We start from the raw sequence: 20,669 nt of genomic DNA on the forward strand, positions 1-20,669 counted from the left end.
GGCTAAATGTACTTATCATCTGGTCAGGCTGCAGCATTATTTCGTGTAACCGTTTGCGGGTCCACTTAATTCTGCAATTCTTTGATCTCACTCATGGAGAGGCCAGTAAACTTAACAATAGTGGTGACATCAACATTATTAGCTAGCATTGTTTTTGCAACTTCAATTTTTCCTTCCTTTTTAGCATCATCAAGTTTTTGTTCAAGAACAGCCCGTTCATCACGAATACGTTTTATTTCCTGTTCGTAGGCAATAAATTCTTTCTCTGACCAGTTGAATCTATTTAGTTCTTCATATGCCTTTTTAATTATTACATCACTACCTATTATCTTTTCCAATTCTTCTTCGCTAGTTTCATCTGCATATTTAAAATAATAGATCCATTTTTCAACTATACTCTCCAATTGGTCTTCTTTAGTTTTAGGAAATTTTGGTAACTCAATAAATGTAAAATAAAAATCTTTTAAATCATGTTCATAGCTATCTTTGTCTAACATTACATGATCTGACTTATACTCAGATTTATTAGGAAAGAGAATACAATCAGCAATAGCTATAAAAATGATTTCTTTAAGATCCTGATATTGATCACCTTTATCAGCTTGCCTTGAATAAGCTTTAGCAGCGTAATATTGAGCGCGTTTTTCAAAGCCTTTAGTTTTGGCAACTTGGTTAGGTAAGGAAGTAGTATTGCTACTACTCCCTCCCTTAGAAACGCAGCATGCAGGTTTCCCCACACTACGCTTGAGCCCCTTATCTAAGTCCTTCTTTTCTCGAACCGGCTTGTCCTTCATGATTCCTCAGAAAACATCATTCTTAATGGTGACACCAACAGTAGAGAACCTTCTCTTGAGAAAGAGCTTGCTAACATTTTTGTTTGTTTCACTCTTTCATCAAAATACTTTTTCCATTTTAAGTCAAGTGGATTTGCATCCGCCCTGATTTTAACATGTCGTCTGATAGGTATATCAATCAACCTAAGCAGTCTTAAATACCTTATCTCTTTCGGTTTGTTCTTGCATATGGGTGCAGCAAAGACCCATTGGCGTTGTTTCATTACCTTGAAGTAACGATTCTTTATCCAACGTAATCCTTTACGAGGATGTCTTTTCTTTGCCCATTTCCATAGAGCACACATAATTTCATGGTCTATTTTGTTAAAAGCTCTTTTCGCACACACATGGCTGTAGTAATTTCCCCATCCCCTTAATAGGGAATTGAGCAACTTGATTAGTACGGCCTGAGTGTTCGCTATGTTTGCCTTTATCAATGTACGTGCTTTATTAAGAAGTTTCTTAATACTTTCTTTTGAAGGTTTTATAATTAACTTCTTATTATACCTGCGTACATTACAACCAAGAAAGTCAAACCCTGTTGTAATAGATGTAATTTTTGTTTTCTCTTCGGAAAGGATAAGACCTCTCTCCTGAAGAAAGGACGATACTAGAGGTTTTACTTCATTTTCCAGTACTTCACGTGTGATTCCTGAAATGATAAAGTCATCTGCGTACCTGATTACATTTACTCCACTTCTGATTTTGCTTCTTCTTTTACTGCCAAGTTTACCAAATTGACTTTCCAATGATTTTTCAAGTCCATTTAGGGCTAGATTTGCTAGTATTGGAGAGATGATACTACCTTGTGGGGTACCTGCAGTTGTGGAATACAGAGTTTTTGATTCTAGGAAGCCAGCTTTTAACCAGCTATGAAGAATTTTCTTCTCCATAGGAATATGCTTCATGAGCCATTCATGGTTAATGTTATCAAAACACCCTTTAATATCACCTTCGAGTATCCATTGTAGTTGGTTACGGCTTGCCAGTAACAAGTGACAAGCCACAGTAGCGTCTGCGCAGGATCTTTTTGGTCTAAAACCATAAGAGTGACGATCACTGATCGTTTCAGCTATCGGTTCCAAAGCAAACAAGTATAATGCTTGCATGGCTCTATCTTTTATCGTAGGGATTCCAAGAGGTCTTCTTTTGCCATTAGACTTACTGATGTATATCCGTTTTAGCGGAGAAGGTTTGTATCCTCTTTGTTTTAATAGCTTTATTCCTTGAAATTTTGTGTTGCAAGTTGACCATATTTGACGATCTACACCTGCTGTGTTTTTTCCTTGGTTTTCAGTTACTCTCTTAACCGCCAAAGCTTTGCCGCTAAAAGAGCGTGTGAGAAGGTGTTGTAAAGTTTTCACCTTACCCCATCTGCCTTGTTGGACAGCCTTAACAATACGCCTCTGTAGCCTCATAACAACTTTTTGGCATTTCTTCCAGGGTAACTGGTTCCATGCTTCGGAGTTATTGGTAGGTGCACTTACAGTTGTACTTGTAATCATCTGCTTTCCTACCTTAAGTGGTTAACAAAGTTTCTTGTCATGAGGGACCAAATGGAAGTCTGCTCGTTTTCACGCGAATTAATGTTACAAATTCTATCCATTTCGTTACAAAATGGCATTCGCTTTCTCCATTATCCTTTACCTGCACATCCATCAGCATTCCTTGCGGGTTGCCTGCCATATAGGCGAAAATACAGGCTTATCCTGTTCCTTTTGTCATACAATAGTGGGTTAGGTGGCTTCTCTATACCGGTGGAATTATTATTTGCGTACATCCAGAAATGAAAAATGTAACTCATCCACATTACCTTTTGGTCGGAGCTTATCAGCATCTTTAGCTCTTTAATCGTTACGATACTTATGAAGCTTCACTTACGTTCACCATACCACTAAGCCTAGCCCTCCAACCACATGATGCTTGTAGTTTATGCTTTCTCTCACGATTGAGCATCTTCTTTATCAAGAGGAGGTTCATTGTCCGCGTCGCTCGGCACCAACTGGTTACCCAATTCGCACTGATGCGTAGACTCAGATGGCAAAACATCTGGTTCAATAAGCTTTAGAATCCTTTCAGTTTCTTTCTGAATGAATTCCTCTCCTTTTAAACAATATGACCGAAGGCTTTCAGGTCGCACCATCTCAATTATATACCTGTTCCCACTAGAATCCCTGCAAAGAACATCAACGATACTTTGTTTTTTAGAGGCAATTTCAGCATCTTGAATAGTGCTGAGGAATTCTATTTCTTTTACTTCATCTTTGCCAGTGAACCCCAAAATATCATTGAGAAAGTGAATGAGGATGTCTTTATTTTTTTCAGTACCAAAAATACGCCGGAACGCAACATCATTCTTGGGGTCGAGAAATTTAGAAATAGCCATAAAAAAATTTTTAAATGTATCTTTATATTATATATTCTTATTGATAATAATTCAATAATTTGTCATCTTTTTTGTTAACTTTACTGATGTTGCCAGAAGGAACGTTGTTGCCAAATTTTGTAAAATTTATTATCCTAAGGTTTCAAGTTCTCACAGGTTTATTAGAGCTATATGTACAATGTGTTTATCAGTGAAAATCAGGAGAAAATGATGGGGGAAAAGTTAATACATTACTTTAGCCAGGGTAAATGCGAAGGCAATGCAGAAATGAAAAATCTGCTGGGAGGAAAGGGGGCAAATTTAGCAGAAATGTGCAATGTTGGTGTTTCTGTTCCACCTGGTTTCACAATTTCTACCTCTGCTTGCAAAGTCTATTATCAAGACAATAGATCTTCTGTTATCCAAGTAGCTGACTACTCGGATCCAGAAAAAAATGTGGTCACGCACTGGAATGACATATGTAGTGAAATCAAAAACTACATGGCGATGCTCGAAAATGACATCGGTTGTAAGTTTGGGGATTTAAATAACCCCTTATTGGTTTCAATACGCTCTGGTAGTGTTAGTTCAATGCCGGGCATGCTTGATACTATTTTAAATGTTGGTCTAAATGATGAAACCGTTGTTGGGCTTGCAAAAAAAAGTGGCGAACGTTTTGCTTACGATAGCTACTGCCGTTTCATCATGATGTACTCCAATGTTGTACTACAGCTTGATCATCACCTATTTCAAGATGTTGTTGATAATAAGCAGCAAAAGAGTGGAGCAAAAAGCTTAGCTGATCTTGATGTTGATGTTTTAAAAGAAATTGTTAACAATTTCAAAAGGATAGTACATGAAAAAACAGGAAAACATTTTCCGCAGAACGTTGAAGAGCAATTGCTCAGCTCAGTGAATGCAGTATTTGCTTCTTGGAAAAATGATAGGGCTGTTTCCTATAGAAAAATACATAATATTCCTGAAAACCTTGGAACAGCGGTCAACGTGCAAGCAATGGTTTTTGGTAATTTAAATGATAATTCTGCAACTGGTGTGATATTTACACGAAATCCTTCAACTGGAGAAAAAAAGCTTTTTGGTGAGTTTTTGGTTAATGCTCAGGGTGAGGATGTGGTTTCTGGTGTTTATACTCCTATGCCAATTGACGGAGAGCAAAAAAACACCATGGAGAAGTTGCTGCCAAGTGTCTACCGAGAATTATGCGCGGTATGTGAAAAACTTGAAAGGCATTATAAAGACATGCAGGATATCGAATTTACTGTGCAGGACGGTAAGTTATGGATTTTGCAGACTAGGTCTGGCAAGCGCACGGCTGAAGCTGCTATTCGCATAATAGTTGATATGATAAACGAAGGAACGATTACAAAAGAAGAAGGAATATTGAGAATTGATCCAAAAACCTTTGACAATTTATTGCATCCAGTTCTTGACGTTAAGAGCGATCAAAAAGTAATAGGGAAGGGACTGCCGGCTTCTCCAGGGGTTGCTTCTGGATATGTAGTGTTTAGTGCAAGTGATGCTGAAAAAGCTGCAGAGCAGGGCAAAAAAGTGATTTTAGTAAGGTCAGAAACGAGTCCTGAAGATATTAATGGAATGAATGCTGCAAGTGGCATAGTAACAGCACGGGGAGGAATGACCTCGCATGCTGCTGTTGTAACCCGTGGAATGGGTAAGCCATGCATTTGCAGTGTGAGTGGACTTTATATCGATAAAGATGGAACTTTCTTTTCTGTAGGGGATACAAAAGTAAATAAAGGTGAACCAATTACCATCAACGGAGGAACAGGGGAGGTTATGCTTGGCATTCTTCCTACAATTTCACCTGAATTATCGCAAGAATTCAAAACGATAATCAACTGGATAGATAAAATCAAAACGATCAAAGTGAGAGCGAACGCTGATACTCCAAAAGATGCAAAAATTGCAAAAGAATTCGGTGCAGAAGGTATAGGCTTATGTCGCACAGAACATATGTTTTTCGCTAGTGATAGAATCGAATTCATTCAAAAATTGATAATAGCTGACGATGAAAATGAAAGGGCAAATGCGCTCATTAAACTAGAAGAAATGCAAAAGTCTGATTTCAAAGAAATATTTTCTATTATGGAGGGCAGGGAAGTCACTATACGGTTGCTTGATCCACCTTTGCATGAATTTTTACCCAATGATCAGTCTACTATAGAAAAAATTGCCAAATCACTTAGTAAGTCAGTTGAGTCAGTAAAAAATAAAATAGCACAGTTATCAGAAAAGAACCCAATGCTTGGCCATCGAGGTTGTAGACTTGCTATTTCTCATCCTGAAATATATAGCATGCAGATTAGGGCAATACTTAGTGCTGCAAGTGAATTAAAGAAAGAAAAGAAGATAGAAGTGGAGCCTGAAATCATGATTCCTTTTATCATGAGCGAGAAAGAATTTATTCTGATATGCGAGCTAGCAAAGAAAGAATCCTCTGTTATCTCAGCTGGGATCCAGACGCAGATTCCAGCGTCACGCGCTGGAATGACATCAGACAAGGCTTATTCAATTGGAACGATGATAGAACTACCAAGAGCAGCACTGATTGCTGATAAATTAGCAAAACATGCAGAGTTTTTTAGTTTTGGCACTAATGATTTAACGCAAACAACCATGGGACTTTCAAGAGATGATTCAGTTAATTTCCTTGATTCTTATAAGGAAAGCAACATATTCGAAAACGACCCATTTGAAGTGCTGGACATCGAAGGGGTAGGGGAGTTAATCAAGATAGCCATTGAAAGAGGCAAAAAAACCCGAAAAGAAATAAAACTGGGTATATGTGGAGAGCATGGAGCAGATCCAAAATCTATAGAGTTTCTCATCGAATCAGGGGTAGATTATGTTTCATGCTCACCCTATAGAGTACCGATTGCAAAGTTAGTGGCAGCACAGTTTAGTGTTAGATCTAAATTTGCTAGGTAGGTATAGTGGCAGTGTTGGCTACTCATATGGTTTGAGCCCACCAGAGGGTGTCATTCCAGCGCGTGACGCTGGAATCTAGTTTTTATTATGACCTTCTGGATCCCAGTGTCTGGGCACTGGGATGACATCCTCCCTAGTGGATTCAAATCACAATATTCGTATAGTAAGCACTGACCACTTTTGCTTCAATATTTGCGATGCCCCTGAACAGATACAATTATTCTATTATCAGGAGGATGCCATTAATCGCTTTATATAATGCTACTTGTAACACTTATGCCCTGAACGGAGACAGTTTAGGCTGTTATGCCTGGCGGCTTTGTTGGAATAAGTTTTTCAACACTGCTAACAATAAAATTGATTGTATCGTCAGCTACCTTATCGAATTTATCATTTATCTCTTTTCCTATTTCTTGATTTTTAACATATTCGTGTAGAGCTAAAGCAGTTATAGCTGCACATGCTGCAATTAAGCCAGTTTGTGCTATAATGAATAGTGATAATCCTCCTACGAATATAGATGTTAATCCAATAGCCAGGTTTATAATTTTACTTTGTGTTGTTTGTTGCGTCGCTTGGCTTTGATCTGCCTGTTTATCCTCTAAAGCATTCGATATTGTTTTTAAGGCAACTTTTATCGCTATTGCTGCAACTGAAACCATAATTAGCCCTATAGCTATTTTTGCTAAAAGAAGAATCGACGGTAGCATCATTACAAATAATAGCGCGCCAATTCCTCCAGCTAACCACTTCTCATTTATTTTTTTTGATTGATTTGTACCAGTGTTCATTATTACCCTCCACTTTACTTATGATTTACCTATATCTAATACGAAATATGAAGGTAGTCAACTATATATTTTATATGAAAGATTGTATTAAAAGTTTTTCATGTTATTTTTTGCTGCTTCGTGGTTAAATTTGGAATTTTAGAAAGAGTTACGTATTATTTGAAATTCTTGTATACTGTTTTGAATCAGTTAAATAGATAATGAAGTGCAGGACGCAGTTTTAATTTTACAAGATGGTAAATGCTTTTGGGGAAAATCAATAGGTAAAAAAGGTAAGTGCATAGGTGAGGTCTGTTTTACCACTGGTATGACCGGTTATCAGCATACTATAACTGATCCTTCTTTTGCCGATCAAATTATAACGTTCACTTTTCCTCATATTGGTAACGTTGGAATAAACCATAAGGATAATGAAGGAAAGAAAATTTTTGCAAGTGGTGTGGTTATGCGTGAACTTTCTTCTATGTCCCACCCTTCTTCATATATCAGTTTAAATGATTGGTTAGAGAAAAATAACGTGATTGGGATATCAGGAGTTGATACTAGAGCTTTAACGAGACATTTGAGAGAACATGGATCTCAAAATGGAATGATATGCTCATCGAGTAAGGCGCATGCGTTGGACAAATTGAAGGAATACAAATCTGTAAATGGGATAGAAATAACCAATAAAGTCAGCTTGCATAGTAATTTTAAAAGTGACCTTAATGCAAAATATAGGGTTGTAATCGTTGATTTTGGCGTAAAAATCAGTATAGTTTCACGCTTAATAGAACTTGGTTGTACAGTTGAATTAATCAGACCAAGCACAGGTTTTGCTCAAAAAGTGTTGAGTATGAATCCAGATGGTATAGTGCTTTCAAATGGTCCTGGTGATCCGCAAGAAATAGGAGAAAGTGTAGTTTCAGAAATAGACATTATTATAAAATCTAAAATACCAATTTTTGGCATATGCATGGGCCATCAATTACTTGCGATTACTTTGGGGGCAAAGACCATCAAGATGGATATAGGTCACCGAGGGAGTAACCATCCAGTTTATGATGTAATTAGTGGAAAAGTTGAGATCACTAGCCAAAATCATGGTTTTGTTGTTGATTCAGCTTCTCTTCCAAGTAATGTTGAAATTACTCACATTTCTCTATTTGATAATAGTGTAGAGGGAATAATGATGAAGGATTACCTAGTCTTTTCTGTGCAATATCATCCAGAAGAAGCGCCAGGTACGCATGATTCGCATTATTTGTTTAGGCGTTTTATTGGCAATATTGTGTTATATAAAATGAAATCTGCATGATTTTAATCAGGGTAGGTTTTATTGCTTGATTTTTTAATTTTAGGCGTTTAGTATTAAATACAATAAGAGCTTAAGTTAAGATGCTAAAATAGTATTCTCTTAACAAATTTTTGCGGAGGAGTGACCGAGTGGTTAAAGGTAACAGACTGTAAATCTGTCCGCGTGAGCGTACGTAGGTTCGAATCCTACCTCCTCCATTGTGCGGGTATAGCTCAATGGTAGAGCTCTAGCCTTCCAAGCTAGTGACGTGGGTTCGATTCCCACTATCCGCTCTTTTTTTTGTTGTATTTTTATAAAATCAACATATTATTTATTGATGTATTTGTATTTTAGGTAGAAAAGTTTAAATTATGACAGCAATAGTGGAAGCATTTGGAAAGCCGCATGTAAATGTGGGAACAATAGGACATGTGGATCATGGGAAGACGACGTTAACAGCGGCGATAACGAAGCATTATGGAAATTTTGTAGCGTACGATCAGATAGATAAAGCGCCAGAAGAAAGGAAGAGGGGGATAACGATAGCAACAGCGCATGTTGAGTATCAGACGGAAAAAAGGCATTATGCACACGTTGATTGTCCTGGACACGCTGACTATGTAAAGAACATGATAGTAGGTGCAGCACAGATGGATGCGGTGATATTGGTAGTGTCGGGGGTTGATGGGCCAATGCCACAAACGAGAGAGCATATATTGCTGGCGAAGCAGGTAGGTGTTGGATATATCGTGGTGTATATAAATAAAGCTGATGTTGCTGATGCTGATATGATAGATTTAGTAGAAATGGAAGTGAGGGAATTACTGAGTAAATACGGATTTCCAGGGGATGAAGTGCCTGTGGTGGTTGGTTCAGCGCTCAAGGCGCTGGAGGATGACAGCAGCGAATATGGAAAGAAATCAATAGATAAATTGATGGAAAAGTTAGATGAATATGTAGCGGTTCCACCAAGGCCTGTGGATTTACCATTTTTATTGCCAATCGAAGATGTATTTTCGATATCGGGGCGAGGAACAGTGGTAACAGGAAGAATAGAGAAGGGAGAGATAAAGACGGGAGAAGAGATAGAGATAATAGGTCTGAAAGCGACGCAAAAGACGATATGCACAGGTGTTGAGATGTTTAAGAAGTTGCTGGATAAGGGAAGTGCAGGACTCAATGTAGGAATATTGTTAAGAGGAACAAAAAGAGAAGAAGTGGAGAGAGGGCAAGTATTAGCGAAACCGGGGACGATAACACCGCATAGAAAGTTTAAGGCGGAGGTTTATATATTAAAGAAAGAGGAAGGAGGAAGGCATACACCATTTTTTGCGAATTACCAGCCACAGTTTTATTTAAGGACAACGGATGTAACTGGGAGCATAAAATTGCTAGATGGGAAGGAGATGGTAATGCCAGGAGATAATGTGAGTGTAGAAGTAGAATTGCAAGTACCGATAGCAATGGATAAGGGATTGCGTTTTGCGATAAGAGAAGGCGGTAGAACTGTTGGTTCTGGTGTTGTTTCTGAAATTTTGGAGTGAGTGTAGTAACTAAGATGAAGCAAGATATATATATTAACATTAAGGCTTTCGATTGTTCTTTATTGGAGGAGTGTGTTCGAAAATTTGTTGATGAATTAAAGCGGTCCAGTGCAAAATTATCTGGTCCGATTGCGTTGCCAAGGAAAGATTCTAAATTTATTGTTAATAGATCTCCTCACGTTGATAAAAAATCTCGTGAACAGTTTGAAATGAGAACTTCTAGGCGTTTGATTGTTTTACATGATCTTACTCCTACTATGATGCAGATGCTTACAGGTTTATCTTTTTCTGCTGGCGTAGAAGTGGATTTAAAAGTCAAGGAAGTTAAGGTTTAGGAGAAGGAAATGAAGAGAATAAATTCGCTGAGGAGAATTGGTTTACTAATGATGAATATTGGTCATACTGCTATGTATTCTGACAATAGTCGCATGGCTGTAACTTTATTGCATCTCAGCGAAACTTATATTATTGATATAAAAGGACAAGATAAATGTGGCTATAATTCAGTCATTTTAGGCACAGGAGATTTTAAAAATATAGCAAAACCTCAGTTGGAATATTTAAAGAAAAAGGGTATAAATAATAAATGTAAGTTATACGAAAGTAGATTAAATGACCTGTCGGGAATAGAATGTGGTAAAAAAGTGGGAATCAATCATTTTGTGGTTGGTCAATATCTTGATATTACGGGTTATTCTATAGGTAAAGGATTTGCTGGTGTGATGAAGCGGCATAATTTCAGTGGGCTTAGGGCATCTCATGGTGTTTCTATTGCTCACAGATCACAAGGTTCCACTGGCCAATGTCAGGATCCTGGTAGAGTATTCAAAGGAAAGAAAATGGCTGGTCATTTAGGTAACAGCAGGATAACTGCACAAAATATGAAGATATTATCCATTGATCATGAAAATAGTATAATTGCTGTGAAGGGTAATAATGTTCCTGGGTTTAAAAATTCCTATGTTTTTGTAAGAGATGCAGTTAAAAAATCTTTACATAAAGATGTTCCTTTTCCGGTAGGTTTACTGTTAGATGTAAATGATGATGCTAGTAATTTGGTAAGTTAGTTATGGAATGTAATTTAGTTAATCTATCTAATGATAATGTAGGTACTGCTCAGCTCAATCCTTTGATATTTTCTGCTAAGCAAAAATTGAGTATTTTGCATGATATAGTGAGATGGCAATTAGCGAAGAGAAGAGCTGGTACTCATAAAACAAAAGGTATTAGTGATGTCTCTGGTACAACAGCTAAACCTTATGGTCAAAAACGTACCGGTAGGGCAAGACAAGGGAGCTTGCGATCTCCTCAATTTAGAGGTGGTGGGATTATTTTCGGCCCTGTTGTGAGGAGTCATACTTATTCTCTTAATAAGAAGGTACGCAAATTTGGTTTAAAAATTGCTTTATCTCTAAAGTATTTAAATAATCAAGTAATTATTCTGGATAATTTAAATATTGATGTGAAGAAAACGTCTGAAATGTGTAAATGTATTAAAAATTTTAAATTTTCTTCCTTTTTGATAGTTGGTGATTATGGAGATGATTTGTTGCGTGCGGCTAAAAACTTGCACTATGTAGACTTAATCAAACCTATTGGGTTAAATGTTTTTGATATATTGAATCACGAATGCGTGATGTTGACAAAGGATACTTTAAAGCATCTTGAAGGTAGATTGTTATGATCAAATATAATAATATAATAAAATCTCCTATAATTACAGAAAAGGCCTCTTTTTTGAGGGAGAAGTTTAATAAATATTCTTTGTATGTTTTTGTAAATGTAAATAAGCGTCAAATAAAGTTGGCAATAGAGTCTCTATTTGATGTTAAAATTTCTTCTATAAATGTTGTTAGAATTAAGCCTAAATATAGGCGTTTTAGGGGTATGGTTGGTTGTGAAAAACAGAAAAAGAAAGTTTATTTTTCTTTGATGGATGGTCAAAAATTAGATATAATGAGCGTTTAGTATGGGTATGAAATTTTTTAATCCTGTTACTCCGTCTTCTCGTGGGACTGTGTTAGTAAGTAAAGTTGGTTTATCAAAAGATGAGCCAGAAAAGTCTCTTACATCCGGTAAAAAGTCCAGTGGTGGAAGAAATAATCATGGTAGAATTACAACTCGTCATAGGGGTGGTGGTCACAAAAAGAAGTATAGAGTGATAGATTTTAAGCGTAATAGAAGTGGTCAAGGTATAGTTGAAAAAATAGAGTATGACCCAAATAGAAGTGGGTTTTTGGCGTTAATATCATATAAGGAAGATGATATTAAGTCTTATATATTAGCTCCTCAAGGTATGAAGCCAGGTGATGTTGTTACAGCTGGGAATGATGCTGATATTTTGCCAGGGAATTGTTTACTACTCAAGCATATACCTGTTGGTTCTTTCGTTCATAATGTTGAGCTGAAGCCAGGTAATGGTGCTGCGATTGCTAGAGCTGCTGGTTGTTATGCACAAATCGTTGGTCGTGATGGCCAATATGTTTTATTACGACTCAGGTCTGGTCAAATTAGGTTGATTTTATCTTCTTGCAAGGCTACTATTGGTGTAGTATCTAACCCTGACCATAAGAATAGAAAGTTGGGTAAAGCTGGGAGAAGTAGGTGGCTTGGGATTAGACCTACTGTACGTGGAGTTGCAATGAATCCGGTTGACCATCCTCATGGAGGCGGGGAAGGAAAAACCTCTGGTGGTCGTCATCCTGTTACTCCTTGGGGTGTTGCAACAAAAGGAAAGAAAACTCGAAGGAGAAATAAATCTAGTGATAAGTATATAAAACAATTGAAAGGTTAGTTTATGAGTAGATCTGCATGGAAGCCTCCTTTTTGTCATCCTTCTATATTAAAGTCGGTGAATAATGCTTTAAACAAGGGGTTTGTTAACATGGCTATAAAAGTTCATTCCAGGGCTTCTGTAATTCTTCCTAATTGTTTAGGTTTAAAGTTTGCTGTTTATAATGGTAAGGATTACATTCCTGTGAATGTTAATGATCAGAATATGATAGGTCATAAGTTTGGTGAGTTTTCACCCACTCGTAAATTTACTGGGCATAGTGGTGATAAAAAGGCGACAAGAAGGTAATTGATATGAAAAACAGAGATGTAATAGTTAAAGCTGGTTCTAGGGTTTTAAAATCAACTCCTCGTAAATTGAATTTGGTTGCTGGTTTAGTACGTAATAAAAAAGTTTCTTTTGCCACTGTGCAATTAAGATTTTGTGAAAAGAAAGCTGCAGGTCTTATAAGGAAGGTATTAAATTCTGCGATTGCTAATGCTCAAAATTATGGATTGGATATCGATAATTTATATATAAAAGAAATTTTAATAGGTAAGTCTCTTACTTTGCGTAGGGTATGTCCAAAAGCTATGGGTAGAGCTAATAGAGTTAGTAAACGTTATAGTAATATAACTGTAAAATTGGGGGAAATTATATGATTCATAAAAATAGAAAATTAATAAGGAAAGTGCAAAAATATGGGAAACGTTAATCCTAAAGGATTTAGGTTAAAAATAATTAATACTTGGTCATCTATTTGGTATGCTGAGAAGGGTTATAAACAAGGGTTGCATCAAGATTTATCTATTCGCAGTTATATAAATGAATCTTTTAAGCATGCTGGTGTTTCTAAAGTAATTATAGAGCGTACGATCGATTTGGTATCTGTAATAATACATTCTTCTAGACCTGGAGTGATAATAGGTAAGAAAGGCTCGGATATTGAGAAGATAAAGCAAAAGATAGCTGAAAAAGTAAAAAATAATGTGGAAGTGAATGTAGTAGGGGTTAAAAGGTCTGAAATAGATGCAGTTTTAATATCAAACAGCATTGCACAGCAGTTAGAAAAAAGGGTTTCATTTAGAAGAGCGATGAAAAAAGCTATTCAAAGTTGTTTGAGGATGGGTGCTAGAGGTATTAAAGTAAGTTGTTCTGGGCGCCTTGGCGGAGCTGAGATAGCTCGTACTGAGTGGTATAAAGAAGGCCGTTTGCCTTTGCATACTTTACGTGCTAATATAGATTATGCTTTTGCTGAAGCAAAAACTATATATGGCATCATAGGAGTTAAGGTCTGGGTTTATATTGGTAACTAATTAGGTATATTGAAATGTTTATTCCTAAAAAAAGTAAATATAAAAAAGTATTTAAAGGACGAATTAAGGGTAACACGAAAGGTGGTAGCACATTATCTTTTGGAGATTATGGTCTAAAGGCTATGGAAGCAGGTAGGATTCAATCTAAGCATATTGAAACTGCAAGGCGTGTAATATCTAGAACATTAAAACGCTCTGGTAAAGTGTGGATAAGAATTTTTCCTGATACCCCTGTTAGTAAAAAGCCGGCGGATGTGCGTATGGGTAAAGGGAAAGGTAGTGTTGAGTTTTGGGTATTTAAAGCTAAGCCCGGTAGAATGTTGTTTGAAATTAGCAGTGATGTTCCCATGCATTTAGCAAGATTGGCGCTTGAAAAGGCAACTGCTAAGCTTCCTATGAAGTGTAAATTTGTATCTAATCATAATTAAATGGAGTTGCAATGGATATAGCTGACATTGAATCGAGGTCCTCGCAAGAATTGCATGAAATTCTTGTGAATTTGAGAAAAGAGTTTGTTAATTTGGTTTTTCAAAAGAAGCTGGGCCAGTGCAACAATATTTCGCGTTTTAGCTTAATAAGAAAGAGCATAGCTCGTATTTTAACTACATTAAATAAAAGAAGAAGAGAGGAAAAGAATGCCTAAAAAGGTTTTTTGTGGTACTGTAACTAAGGCTAAGTGTGATAAGACTGTAAAGGTTTCGGTATTACAAGTGTATAAGGATGAGCTGTATAAAAAGGTTATAAAAAAATACAAGAAGTATACAGCACATGATGAGAATAATAGTTGTAAAGAAGGGGACAAGGTTTTAATACAAGAACACAAGCCTATTTCTACTACTAAAAAATGGGTTATTGTTAATAGCTCACATTGAATAGGATATTTATATGATTCAAAAAAATACATTGTTGGAAGTAGCTGATAATTCTGGCGCGCGTGCAGTGCTTTGTATTGGTTTATTGGGTGGTAGAAAGTCTGCATCTATAGGTGACACAGTTATTGTATCTACTAAATCTATTACTCCAAGAGGGAAAGTTGAGAAGGGAAAAGTATATAGAGCAGTTGTGGTGAGGGTGAAAAGCCCTATTAGGAAATCTGATGGTTCTGTAATTCGTTTTTCTAGCAATGCTGTAGTTTTGATTAACGATCAAGGTGAACCACTTGGCACTCGGGTGTTTGGTCCGGTAAAAAAGTTATCATCTGGTTCTTTTATGAAGATAATGTCATTAGCTGTTGAGGTTTTATAATGAGTGCTAAAATAAAAAGTGGTGACGACGTTATAGTTTTAACTGGTAAAGATAAGGGAAAAATTGGTAAGGTAATCAAAGTTATAGCACGTGATGCTAAAAAGAAAGTAATTGTTTCTGGAGTGAATGTGCATAAGAGACATACTAAACCAAAAGCTGGTAGTAGTGGTGGTATATTAAATAAAGAGTTAGCTATTGATATATCCAACGTTGCAACATTGGACCCTAAATATAAAACTCCAACTAGAGTGGGGTTTAAGGTTATAGACGGTAGAAAAGTGCGTTTTGCAAAAGTTTCTGGAGAAGTGATAGATTAGGTTGATATGTTTAAAGAGTTGTATAAAGATAGCATAGTAAAGTCCTTGAAGGATAAGTTTAATTACGGCAATATAATGCAAGTGCCTAAACTTGTCAAGGTGTGTATCAATATGGGCGTTGGAGATGCTGCTACAGATAGTAAAGCAATAAATGAACCACTTGATAGCCTATATTTGATTGCTGGGCAGAAGCCTTTATCAGCTTTTGCAAAAAAATCTATTTCTGGCTTCAAGATCAGAAAAGGTGCTACAGTAGGTTGCAAAGTAACTTTGCGTAGAGATAAAATGTATGAGTTTTTAGAAAGATTGATATATATTGCTTTGCCAAGGGAAAAAGATTTTAGAGGATTTAGTGTGAAGCAATTTGACGGTAATGGTAATTTTTCCTTTGGTATAAAGGAACATATCTCGTTTTTAGAAATAGACTATGATAAAATAAGTAAAATTAGAGGTATGGATATTAATATTATAACAAGTGCAGTTAGTGATAAGGAAGCAAAGGAATTATTACTGGCTCTTAAATTTCCTTTTTTTGATTAATTGAGAGGAGAAATATATGGCAAAAAAATCTATGATAGAAAGAAATCTTCGCAGAATAAAGTTGTGCGATCAATATAAAGAAAAAAGAGAAAAATTGAAATCTATAATAAATAATAAGAATTTGTCTATTGTAGAAAGGTTTACAGCTCAAAATAAATTAATTAAAAAATTGCCTAGAAATTCTTCTAAAACCAAAATTAGAAATAGGTGTGCTTTAACTGGGAGACCAAGAGGAGTATATAGAAAATTTGGTTTATGTAGAATTGTTTTGCGTGATTTATGTTCTTTTGGGCAAATTCCAGGAGTTACAAAGTCTAGTTGGTAAATATAATATAAGGAGTATATTGTGGCGTTATCTGATAGTATTGGTGATTTTTTAACAAGGATACGTAATGCTCAATTGGCAATGCATAGGGCAACAAGGGTACTATTTTCTAAGATGAATTCTTCTATATTGGAGATTTTAAAAGAGGAAGGGTATATCCTTGATTATGAAAAGCAAGTTGTAGATAATTTACCTTCTTTCATTGTAAAATTGAAGTATTATGAGAAGTCACCTGTAATTAGTGACATAGTTAGGGTGTCAAAGCCTGGTTGTCGTCGTTATTCTAAGTATAAGGACATTTCTAAAGCATATAATGGTCTTGGTATTTTTATTATATCGACACCCAAAGGAGTGATGACTGATTATAATGCACATAAATTAAAGGTTGGTGGAGAAGTTTTGTGTCGTGTGTTTTAAATAATAGGAGAAATTCATGTCTCGTATAGGTGCTGCTCCTATCAATATTCCTGCTGGTGTTTCAGTTGAATATAATAATGGTAGTATGTTAATAAAGAGTGCTAAGGCTGAAAAGGAAGTTAGCTTGATCAGGGATGTTGTGTGTCAGATTATTGATAATCAGCTATTGCTTTTTGTTGATCAAGATAAAGATAATTATGATAAAATAAAGCCTATGTGGGGCACTTATAGGAGTAATATTAATAATATCATTAACGGCATGGTTGATGGTTTTTCTGTTAATCTTGAGATTAACGGTGTGGGATATAAGGCAGAGTGTGATGGTAAGTATTTGACTTTATATCTTGGTTATAGCCATAATGTTAAATATAAAGTGCCTAAAGATGTTGAGATTAAGTGCATAAAGCCAACTCACTTAGTAGTTAGTGGTATGGATAAGCAGAAGGTCTATATGGTGGCGTCTGATATATGCAAAATTAGAAAATATGATCCTTATAAAGGTAAGGGTGTTGTAATAAAAGGCAAATTTATGCTGCGTAAGGTTGTAAGTAAAAAGAAGTAATAAAAATGAAAAGATCGTATAATTTTTTAAGTAATTCTGAAAAAAGGAAGTTACGTAATAGAGCGAAGCTTGACAAGAGCGCTGAACGTTTACGTATATCCATATTTAAATCTAATAGGCATTTTTATGTCCAGTTAATTAATGATGTAAAAGGAATAACTCTCACTTCAGCTTCTACTTTGGATGCTAAAATTAAGGATGTATGTAAAGGGAAAGTCAACGCTGAAACTATAAAACAGGTTTCTTCTTTAATGGTTGAGCGTCTGTCTGGCATGAAATTAGAGCAGCAGCTTACGTTTGATCGTGGAGCATATAAATACACAGGATTAGTTTCTCAATTTGCTGAGGCTTTAAGAAGTTCTGGATTTGAATTTTAGAAGGTTTTGAATATGGCTATAAAGAATTTACAAAATAATAATGATTTATCAGAGCTTTTAGTTTCGGTACGAAGAGTGACAACGGTTACCAAAGGTGGTAGAAGATTTTCATTTTCAATTTTGGTTGTTGTTGGCGATGAGAAGGGTAGGGTAGGGTGTGGAATAGGTAAGCACGCAGAAGTTGCTGAAGCAAGAGTCAAAGCTGTAAATGCTGCAAAGAAATCAATGATTAGAGTGTACTTGCGTGAAGGTAGAACTTTGCATCATGATATTAAAGCTAAATTTTGTTCTGGTGAGATAGTTTTAAGAACCGCAAGAGCCGGAACAGGTATTATTGCTGGTGGAGCGATTAGATCAGTTTTTGAGGTGTTAGGTATAAAGGATGTGGTAGCTAAATCCACTAGATCAAATAATCCTCATAACGTTATATGTGCGGTGTTTAAGGCTTTTGATAGTATGTTATCTCCTCGTCAGGTAGCAAGCAAAAGAGGCAAAAAGATTAGCGAGATAGTTGGAAACAGGTAAAGTATGAATAATGCTGTAAAATTAAACTCTATATTTACTAAATTATCTAAGAAAAAGAAGCCTAAGTTGCTGGGTAGAGGTATCGGTTGTGGTAAAGGTAAAACATCCGGTAGAGGGCATAAAGGGCAGAAGGCTAGAAGTGGAGTTTCTATAAATGGTTTTGAGGGTGGACAACAGTCTATATATACTCGTTTGCCTAAAAGAGGTTTTAAGCCTATACGTAGGAGCATATACTCTATAATTAATGTTGGCGATATACAGCGCTTAATGGAAGCTAAAAAAATAGTGAAAGACTCTGTTATAGATAAGGAGAGGCTGTATAAATTAGGTTTTATAAAGTCTATTAAGGATAAAATTAAACTTCTTAATAAAGGTAAGTTGAGCGAAAAATTTGTGTTTCATGTTGATTTTGCGTCAGAAGCTGCAAAAAAATCTGTAGCTTCAGTTGGTGGTAGTGTGGAAATACTATCGTAAGTCATGGGCAATAAATCAGCATTTAATAGCTTGGATCCTACGTTGTTATATAAAGGCGATTTATTAAAGCGTATATTTTTTACGCTAATAGCTTTAATTTGCTATCGCTTGGGTACTTATGTGCCTATTCCTGGAATTAATCTTGATGTAATTAATGATATATTTCCCAAAGATGGCTCAGGCGTTTTTGGAGTATTTAATTTATTTTCTGGTGGTGCATTGGCTAGAATGACAATTCTAGCATTGAACGTTATGCCATATATAATGGCTTCTATCATTATTCAGTTACTTTCTTCTGCGATTAAAGGAATGAAGGAAGTTAAGAATGATGGAGAGTCAGGCCGTAGAAAGATGAATTCTTATATACGCTATCTGACCATAGTAATTTGTGTATTTCAATCAATTCCAATTTTGGTTGGATTGGAAGGGATGAATAGGGAAGGGGTATTGGTTGTAATCGAACCTGGTGTTATGTTTCGTACAATAGGTGTTTTCAGCCTTTTAGGTGGAACTATGCTTTTAATATGGCTTGGTGAACGAATCAGCGCTAGCGGTATAGGCAATGGTATCTCATTAATCATTTTCACGGGTATAATATCAGAGTTACACAGCGCTTTGTCATCTTTGTTAACGTTAAATAAAAACGGTAGCGTATCGTTATTTATTATCCTTTTTGTTTTGGTATTGTTTTTTTTGCTGCTACTCTTAGTCATTTTTGTAGAGTCTTCTTATAGAAAGGTTATTGTTCAACATCCTAAAAAGCAATTTAAAAGATTACATAATGACGATTTTACTTATATTCCATTGAAGATTAATTTATCTGGTGTAGTACCAACCATTTTTGCTAATGCAATTTTATTGACACCTATTTCAATTGCAAATTTCTATAAGGGGCACGCTTTTTCTGATTTTATTTTGAATTACTTTATGGCAAATAAAGTAGTATATATTGTAGCCTATTTGGTGCTGATAGTATTTTTTAATTTTTTCTATACCAATTTTATATTTAATCCAGAGGAAAACGCAGATTTTCTTAAAAAAAATGGTGGTTTTATACCTGGTAGAAGGCCTGGGAAACATACTTCTGATTACCTTCAAGATATAGTTTTTAAGTTGACATTCATTGGCTCTGCGTATTTGGTAGTCATATGTACTGTACCTGAAGTTATGAGATATTATTATGATATACCATTTATTTTTGGTGGGACGAGCTTACTGATTATAGTGAACGTTATTACTGATACTATTATGCAAATACAATCTTATATTTTTTCAAATAGGTACGACAACTGGATAAAGAAATATGAGTCTAAAACGAGGAAAGTAAGATGATCATTACGATTTTTGGTCCTCCAGGTTCTGGTAAAGGTACTCAGTCAAGCTTGTTAATAGCAAAATATAATTTAAAATTAATTTCAGTAGGGGATTTATTAAGGAATATTATATCTAGCAGTAGTGAGTTAGGTAAAAAAATAAAGGGTACCGTGGAATCTGGTAATTTAATTCAAGATGAAATTATATGTGGATTATTACGTGACCAGCTTGCATTAGTGGATGATAATTGCTTATTAGATGGTTTTCCGAGAAATTTAAACCAGGCTCATTTTTTGACTCAAGTTTTGCAAGAAAAATATAATAGGGATGTTGACATTGTAGTTGAGCTGCAGCTTGACGATAATATTGCAATCGATAGGTTAAAAAATCGTCTCGCGTGTTTGGACTGTAAAAGCATATATAGTGTATCTTCTTTTAAGAGTACTACTTGTGCTAAATGTAAAAGTACGAGGTTAGAGAAAAGAATTGATGATGCTGATATGTCTGCAATTAATAAGAGAATAAGTGAATATCACCTTCAAATGAAAGGTTTACGCGAGTATTATAAAGGCAAATTATTAACAATTGACGCTAATTTGAGTGTTGATGAGGTAACGCAAGAGATTGAAAGTAAAATTTCTTGTAATTTGGTTTGACTCTGAGTTGTTTTATGGTATAAATTAAGAGTTGTTATTAATAAAGTATCGA

The 20,669-nt window shown here is 35.6% G+C and carries 29 protein-coding genes, 2 tRNA genes and 1 pseudogene; 27 read left to right on the forward strand and 5 right to left on the reverse strand.

Annotation, left to right across the window (positions count from 1 at the left end):
- Positions 1–65: 65 nt before the first annotated feature.
- The 4 genes and pseudogenes from ABWU73_RS02090 to ABWU73_RS02105 form a co-directional block, all read right to left on the reverse strand.
- Positions 66–794, reverse strand: coding sequence for an Rpn family recombination-promoting nuclease/putative transposase (locus tag ABWU73_RS02090; RefSeq protein WP_264329524.1), 729 nt, complete (start codon positions 792–794; stop codon positions 66–68).
- A complete protein-coding gene (gene ltrA, locus ABWU73_RS02095) occupies positions 791–2,338 on the reverse strand; it encodes a group II intron reverse transcriptase/maturase (RefSeq protein WP_006280223.1) in 1,548 nt (515 codons plus the stop codon). The genes ABWU73_RS02090 and ltrA overlap by 4 nt, the downstream gene beginning before the upstream one ends.
- A gap of 37 nt (positions 2,339–2,375) precedes the next feature.
- Positions 2,376–2,519, reverse strand: a complete 144-nt coding sequence (locus tag ABWU73_RS02100) for a hypothetical protein (RefSeq protein WP_173862902.1) — start codon at positions 2,517–2,519, stop codon at positions 2,376–2,378.
- Between the two features lie 454 nt (positions 2,520–2,973).
- Positions 2,974–3,219 (reverse strand): annotated as a pseudogene (locus ABWU73_RS02105) (PD-(D/E)XK nuclease family transposase); the annotation flags it as partial.
- Positions 3,220–3,429: 210 nt separating this feature from the next.
- On the opposite strand from ABWU73_RS02105, the gene ppdK reads away from it, so the two are divergent.
- On the forward strand, positions 3,430–6,165 hold the full coding sequence (gene ppdK / locus ABWU73_RS02110; RefSeq protein WP_264329838.1) for a pyruvate, phosphate dikinase: 2,736 nt from the start codon (positions 3,430–3,432) through the stop codon (positions 6,163–6,165).
- 296 nt (positions 6,166–6,461) lie between these two features.
- Here ppdK and ABWU73_RS02115 read toward each other — a convergent pair whose 3' ends face one another.
- Positions 6,462–6,956: a hypothetical protein gene (locus ABWU73_RS02115; RefSeq protein WP_010962761.1), complete on the reverse strand. Its 495-nt coding sequence runs from the start codon at positions 6,954–6,956 to the stop codon at positions 6,462–6,464.
- Between the two features lie 205 nt (positions 6,957–7,161).
- Between ABWU73_RS02115 and carA the strand changes: the two genes are divergently transcribed.
- The 26 genes from carA (at position 7,162) to ABWU73_RS02245 (ending at position 20,617) form a co-directional block, all read left to right on the forward strand.
- Positions 7,162–8,253 carry a glutamine-hydrolyzing carbamoyl-phosphate synthase small subunit gene (carA, locus tag ABWU73_RS02120; RefSeq protein ID WP_264329533.1) on the forward strand — a complete coding sequence of 364 codons (1,092 nt, stop codon included), beginning with the start codon at positions 7,162–7,164 and terminating at the stop codon, positions 8,251–8,253.
- A 114-nt stretch (positions 8,254–8,367) separates the two neighbouring features.
- Positions 8,368–8,450: transfer RNA gene (locus tag ABWU73_RS02125), tRNA-Tyr, on the forward strand.
- 4 nt (positions 8,451–8,454) lie between these two features.
- Positions 8,455–8,525 (forward strand) — tRNA-Gly (locus ABWU73_RS02130).
- Positions 8,526–8,603: 78 nt separating this feature from the next.
- Positions 8,604–9,776 (forward strand): elongation factor Tu, encoded by a 1,173-nt coding sequence (tuf, locus tag ABWU73_RS02135; protein WP_353285501.1) that lies wholly within the window; start codon positions 8,604–8,606, stop codon positions 9,774–9,776.
- Positions 9,777–9,790: 14 nt separating this feature from the next.
- The gene (rpsJ, locus tag ABWU73_RS02140) at positions 9,791–10,111 is read left to right on the forward strand and encodes a 30S ribosomal protein S10 (protein ID WP_012673184.1); all 321 of its coding nucleotides are present in this window, start codon (positions 9,791–9,793) and stop codon (positions 10,109–10,111) included.
- Positions 10,112–10,120: 9 nt separating this feature from the next.
- Positions 10,121–10,843: a 50S ribosomal protein L3 gene (rplC, locus tag ABWU73_RS02145; protein ID WP_006279218.1), complete on the forward strand. Its 723-nt coding sequence runs from the start codon at positions 10,121–10,123 to the stop codon at positions 10,841–10,843.
- Between the two features lie 2 nt (positions 10,844–10,845).
- Complete coding sequence (gene rplD / locus ABWU73_RS02150) at positions 10,846–11,460, forward strand: 50S ribosomal protein L4 (protein WP_012673183.1); 615 nt, start codon at positions 10,846–10,848, stop codon at positions 11,458–11,460.
- Positions 11,457–11,744, forward strand: coding sequence for a 50S ribosomal protein L23 (locus tag ABWU73_RS02155; protein WP_341810284.1), 288 nt, complete (start codon positions 11,457–11,459; stop codon positions 11,742–11,744). Before rplD ends, ABWU73_RS02155 begins: the two co-directional genes overlap by 4 nt.
- Position 11,745: 1 nt before the next feature.
- Positions 11,746–12,570 carry a 50S ribosomal protein L2 gene (rplB, locus tag ABWU73_RS02160; RefSeq protein WP_015589143.1) on the forward strand — a complete coding sequence of 275 codons (825 nt, stop codon included), beginning with the start codon at positions 11,746–11,748 and terminating at the stop codon, positions 12,568–12,570.
- A gap of 3 nt (positions 12,571–12,573) precedes the next feature.
- Positions 12,574–12,858: a 30S ribosomal protein S19 gene (gene rpsS / locus ABWU73_RS02165; protein WP_006279181.1), complete on the forward strand. Its 285-nt coding sequence runs from the start codon at positions 12,574–12,576 to the stop codon at positions 12,856–12,858.
- 5 nt (positions 12,859–12,863) lie between these two features.
- Positions 12,864–13,211 (forward strand): 50S ribosomal protein L22, encoded by a 348-nt coding sequence (gene rplV, locus ABWU73_RS02170; protein ID WP_007549821.1) that lies wholly within the window; start codon positions 12,864–12,866, stop codon positions 13,209–13,211.
- Positions 13,212–13,250: 39 nt separating this feature from the next.
- Complete coding sequence (gene rpsC, locus ABWU73_RS02175; RefSeq protein WP_010962753.1) at positions 13,251–13,865, forward strand: 30S ribosomal protein S3; 615 nt, start codon at positions 13,251–13,253, stop codon at positions 13,863–13,865.
- Between the two features lie 14 nt (positions 13,866–13,879).
- The gene (gene rplP / locus ABWU73_RS02180; protein WP_010962752.1) at positions 13,880–14,293 is read left to right on the forward strand and encodes a 50S ribosomal protein L16; all 414 of its coding nucleotides are present in this window, start codon (positions 13,880–13,882) and stop codon (positions 14,291–14,293) included.
- Between the two features lie 11 nt (positions 14,294–14,304).
- Positions 14,305–14,508: a 50S ribosomal protein L29 gene (gene rpmC, locus ABWU73_RS02185; protein WP_006279350.1), complete on the forward strand. Its 204-nt coding sequence runs from the start codon at positions 14,305–14,307 to the stop codon at positions 14,506–14,508.
- Positions 14,501–14,737, forward strand: coding sequence for a 30S ribosomal protein S17 (gene rpsQ, locus ABWU73_RS02190; RefSeq protein ID WP_007549925.1), 237 nt, complete (start codon positions 14,501–14,503; stop codon positions 14,735–14,737). Before rpmC ends, rpsQ begins: the two co-directional genes overlap by 8 nt.
- Positions 14,738–14,750: 13 nt before the next feature.
- Positions 14,751–15,110 (forward strand): 50S ribosomal protein L14, encoded by a 360-nt coding sequence (gene rplN / locus ABWU73_RS02195; protein WP_006279348.1) that lies wholly within the window; start codon positions 14,751–14,753, stop codon positions 15,108–15,110.
- On the forward strand, positions 15,110–15,427 hold the full coding sequence (gene rplX / locus ABWU73_RS02200; RefSeq protein WP_006279347.1) for a 50S ribosomal protein L24: 318 nt from the start codon (positions 15,110–15,112) through the stop codon (positions 15,425–15,427). Before rplN ends, rplX begins: the two co-directional genes overlap by 1 nt.
- 6 nt (positions 15,428–15,433) lie before the next feature.
- The gene (gene rplE, locus ABWU73_RS02205; protein ID WP_264329535.1) at positions 15,434–15,967 is read left to right on the forward strand and encodes a 50S ribosomal protein L5; all 534 of its coding nucleotides are present in this window, start codon (positions 15,434–15,436) and stop codon (positions 15,965–15,967) included.
- A 16-nt stretch (positions 15,968–15,983) separates the two neighbouring features.
- Positions 15,984–16,292, forward strand: a complete 309-nt coding sequence (gene rpsN, locus ABWU73_RS02210) for a 30S ribosomal protein S14 (RefSeq protein ID WP_006279345.1) — start codon at positions 15,984–15,986, stop codon at positions 16,290–16,292.
- A 21-nt stretch (positions 16,293–16,313) separates the two neighbouring features.
- A complete protein-coding gene (gene rpsH / locus ABWU73_RS02215; RefSeq protein ID WP_007551150.1) occupies positions 16,314–16,709 on the forward strand; it encodes a 30S ribosomal protein S8 in 396 nt (131 codons plus the stop codon).
- A gap of 16 nt (positions 16,710–16,725) precedes the next feature.
- Positions 16,726–17,271 carry a 50S ribosomal protein L6 gene (gene rplF / locus ABWU73_RS02220; RefSeq protein ID WP_264329536.1) on the forward strand — a complete coding sequence of 182 codons (546 nt, stop codon included), beginning with the start codon at positions 16,726–16,728 and terminating at the stop codon, positions 17,269–17,271.
- A 5-nt stretch (positions 17,272–17,276) separates the two neighbouring features.
- Positions 17,277–17,648 (forward strand): 50S ribosomal protein L18, encoded by a 372-nt coding sequence (gene rplR, locus ABWU73_RS02225; RefSeq protein ID WP_006279867.1) that lies wholly within the window; start codon positions 17,277–17,279, stop codon positions 17,646–17,648.
- Between the two features lie 12 nt (positions 17,649–17,660).
- Entirely contained in the window at positions 17,661–18,173 is a 513-nt protein-coding gene (rpsE, locus tag ABWU73_RS02230) for a 30S ribosomal protein S5 (protein WP_010962748.1), read from the forward strand.
- Between the two features lie 3 nt (positions 18,174–18,176).
- Positions 18,177–18,647, forward strand: coding sequence for a 50S ribosomal protein L15 (gene rplO / locus ABWU73_RS02235; RefSeq protein WP_006279863.1), 471 nt, complete (start codon positions 18,177–18,179; stop codon positions 18,645–18,647).
- Between the two features lie 3 nt (positions 18,648–18,650).
- On the forward strand, positions 18,651–19,979 hold the full coding sequence (gene secY / locus ABWU73_RS02240) for a preprotein translocase subunit SecY (protein WP_010962747.1): 1,329 nt from the start codon (positions 18,651–18,653) through the stop codon (positions 19,977–19,979).
- Positions 19,976–20,617 carry an adenylate kinase family protein gene (locus ABWU73_RS02245; RefSeq protein WP_007550178.1) on the forward strand — a complete coding sequence of 214 codons (642 nt, stop codon included), beginning with the start codon at positions 19,976–19,978 and terminating at the stop codon, positions 20,615–20,617. Before secY ends, ABWU73_RS02245 begins: the two co-directional genes overlap by 4 nt.
- Positions 20,618–20,669 lie beyond the last annotated feature (52 nt).

Origin of the sequence: Wolbachia endosymbiont (group A) of Andrena helvola, assembly GCF_964028415.1 — a bacterium.
GTDB lineage: Bacteria > Pseudomonadota > Alphaproteobacteria > Rickettsiales > Anaplasmataceae > Wolbachia > Wolbachia pipientis.

Bases quoted from the DNA above. Each gene is read 5' to 3' on its own strand.
- rplD (WP_012673183.1), top strand. From the start codon at position 10,846: ATGGAATGTAATTTAGTTAATCTATCTAATGATAATGTAGGTACTGCT.
- tuf (WP_353285501.1), top strand. From the start codon at position 8,604: ATGACAGCAATAGTGGAAGCATTTGGAAAGCCGCATGTAAATGTGGGA.
- rplV (WP_007549821.1), top strand. From the start codon at position 12,864: ATGAAAAACAGAGATGTAATAGTTAAAGCTGGTTCTAGGGTTTTAAAA.
- rplO (WP_006279863.1), top strand. From the start codon at position 18,177: ATGAATAATGCTGTAAAATTAAACTCTATATTTACTAAATTATCTAAG.
- rpmC (WP_006279350.1), top strand. From the start codon at position 14,305: ATGGATATAGCTGACATTGAATCGAGGTCCTCGCAAGAATTGCATGAA.
- ABWU73_RS02155 (WP_341810284.1), top strand. From the start codon at position 11,457: ATGATCAAATATAATAATATAATAAAATCTCCTATAATTACAGAAAAG.
- rpsE (WP_010962748.1), top strand. From the start codon at position 17,661: ATGGCTATAAAGAATTTACAAAATAATAATGATTTATCAGAGCTTTTA.
- rplX (WP_006279347.1), top strand. From the start codon at position 15,110: ATGAGTGCTAAAATAAAAAGTGGTGACGACGTTATAGTTTTAACTGGT.
- ppdK (WP_264329838.1), top strand. From the start codon at position 3,430: ATGGGGGAAAAGTTAATACATTACTTTAGCCAGGGTAAATGCGAAGGC.
- ABWU73_RS02115 (WP_010962761.1), bottom strand. From the start codon at position 6,956: ATGAACACTGGTACAAATCAATCAAAAAAAATAAATGAGAAGTGGTTA.
- rpsC (WP_010962753.1), top strand. From the start codon at position 13,251: ATGGGAAACGTTAATCCTAAAGGATTTAGGTTAAAAATAATTAATACT.
- rpsQ (WP_007549925.1), top strand. From the start codon at position 14,501: ATGCCTAAAAAGGTTTTTTGTGGTACTGTAACTAAGGCTAAGTGTGAT.
- rplN (WP_006279348.1), top strand. From the start codon at position 14,751: ATGATTCAAAAAAATACATTGTTGGAAGTAGCTGATAATTCTGGCGCG.
- ABWU73_RS02090 (WP_264329524.1), bottom strand. From the start codon at position 794: ATGAAGGACAAGCCGGTTCGAGAAAAGAAGGACTTAGATAAGGGGCTC.
- rplF (WP_264329536.1), top strand. From the start codon at position 16,726: ATGTCTCGTATAGGTGCTGCTCCTATCAATATTCCTGCTGGTGTTTCA.
- rpsJ (WP_012673184.1), top strand. From the start codon at position 9,791: ATGAAGCAAGATATATATATTAACATTAAGGCTTTCGATTGTTCTTTA.
- ABWU73_RS02100 (WP_173862902.1), bottom strand. From the start codon at position 2,519: ATGGCAGGCAACCCGCAAGGAATGCTGATGGATGTGCAGGTAAAGGAT.
- rplR (WP_006279867.1), top strand. From the start codon at position 17,277: ATGAAAAGATCGTATAATTTTTTAAGTAATTCTGAAAAAAGGAAGTTA.
- rplE (WP_264329535.1), top strand. From the start codon at position 15,434: ATGTTTAAAGAGTTGTATAAAGATAGCATAGTAAAGTCCTTGAAGGAT.
- rpsN (WP_006279345.1), top strand. From the start codon at position 15,984: ATGGCAAAAAAATCTATGATAGAAAGAAATCTTCGCAGAATAAAGTTG.
- rplB (WP_015589143.1), top strand. From the start codon at position 11,746: ATGGGTATGAAATTTTTTAATCCTGTTACTCCGTCTTCTCGTGGGACT.
- rplC (WP_006279218.1), top strand. From the start codon at position 10,121: ATGAAGAGAATAAATTCGCTGAGGAGAATTGGTTTACTAATGATGAAT.
- ltrA (WP_006280223.1), bottom strand. From the start codon at position 2,338: ATGATTACAAGTACAACTGTAAGTGCACCTACCAATAACTCCGAAGCA.
- ABWU73_RS02245 (WP_007550178.1), top strand. From the start codon at position 19,976: ATGATCATTACGATTTTTGGTCCTCCAGGTTCTGGTAAAGGTACTCAG.
- rplP (WP_010962752.1), top strand. From the start codon at position 13,880: ATGTTTATTCCTAAAAAAAGTAAATATAAAAAAGTATTTAAAGGACGA.
- secY (WP_010962747.1), top strand. From the start codon at position 18,651: ATGGGCAATAAATCAGCATTTAATAGCTTGGATCCTACGTTGTTATAT.
- rpsS (WP_006279181.1), top strand. From the start codon at position 12,574: ATGAGTAGATCTGCATGGAAGCCTCCTTTTTGTCATCCTTCTATATTA.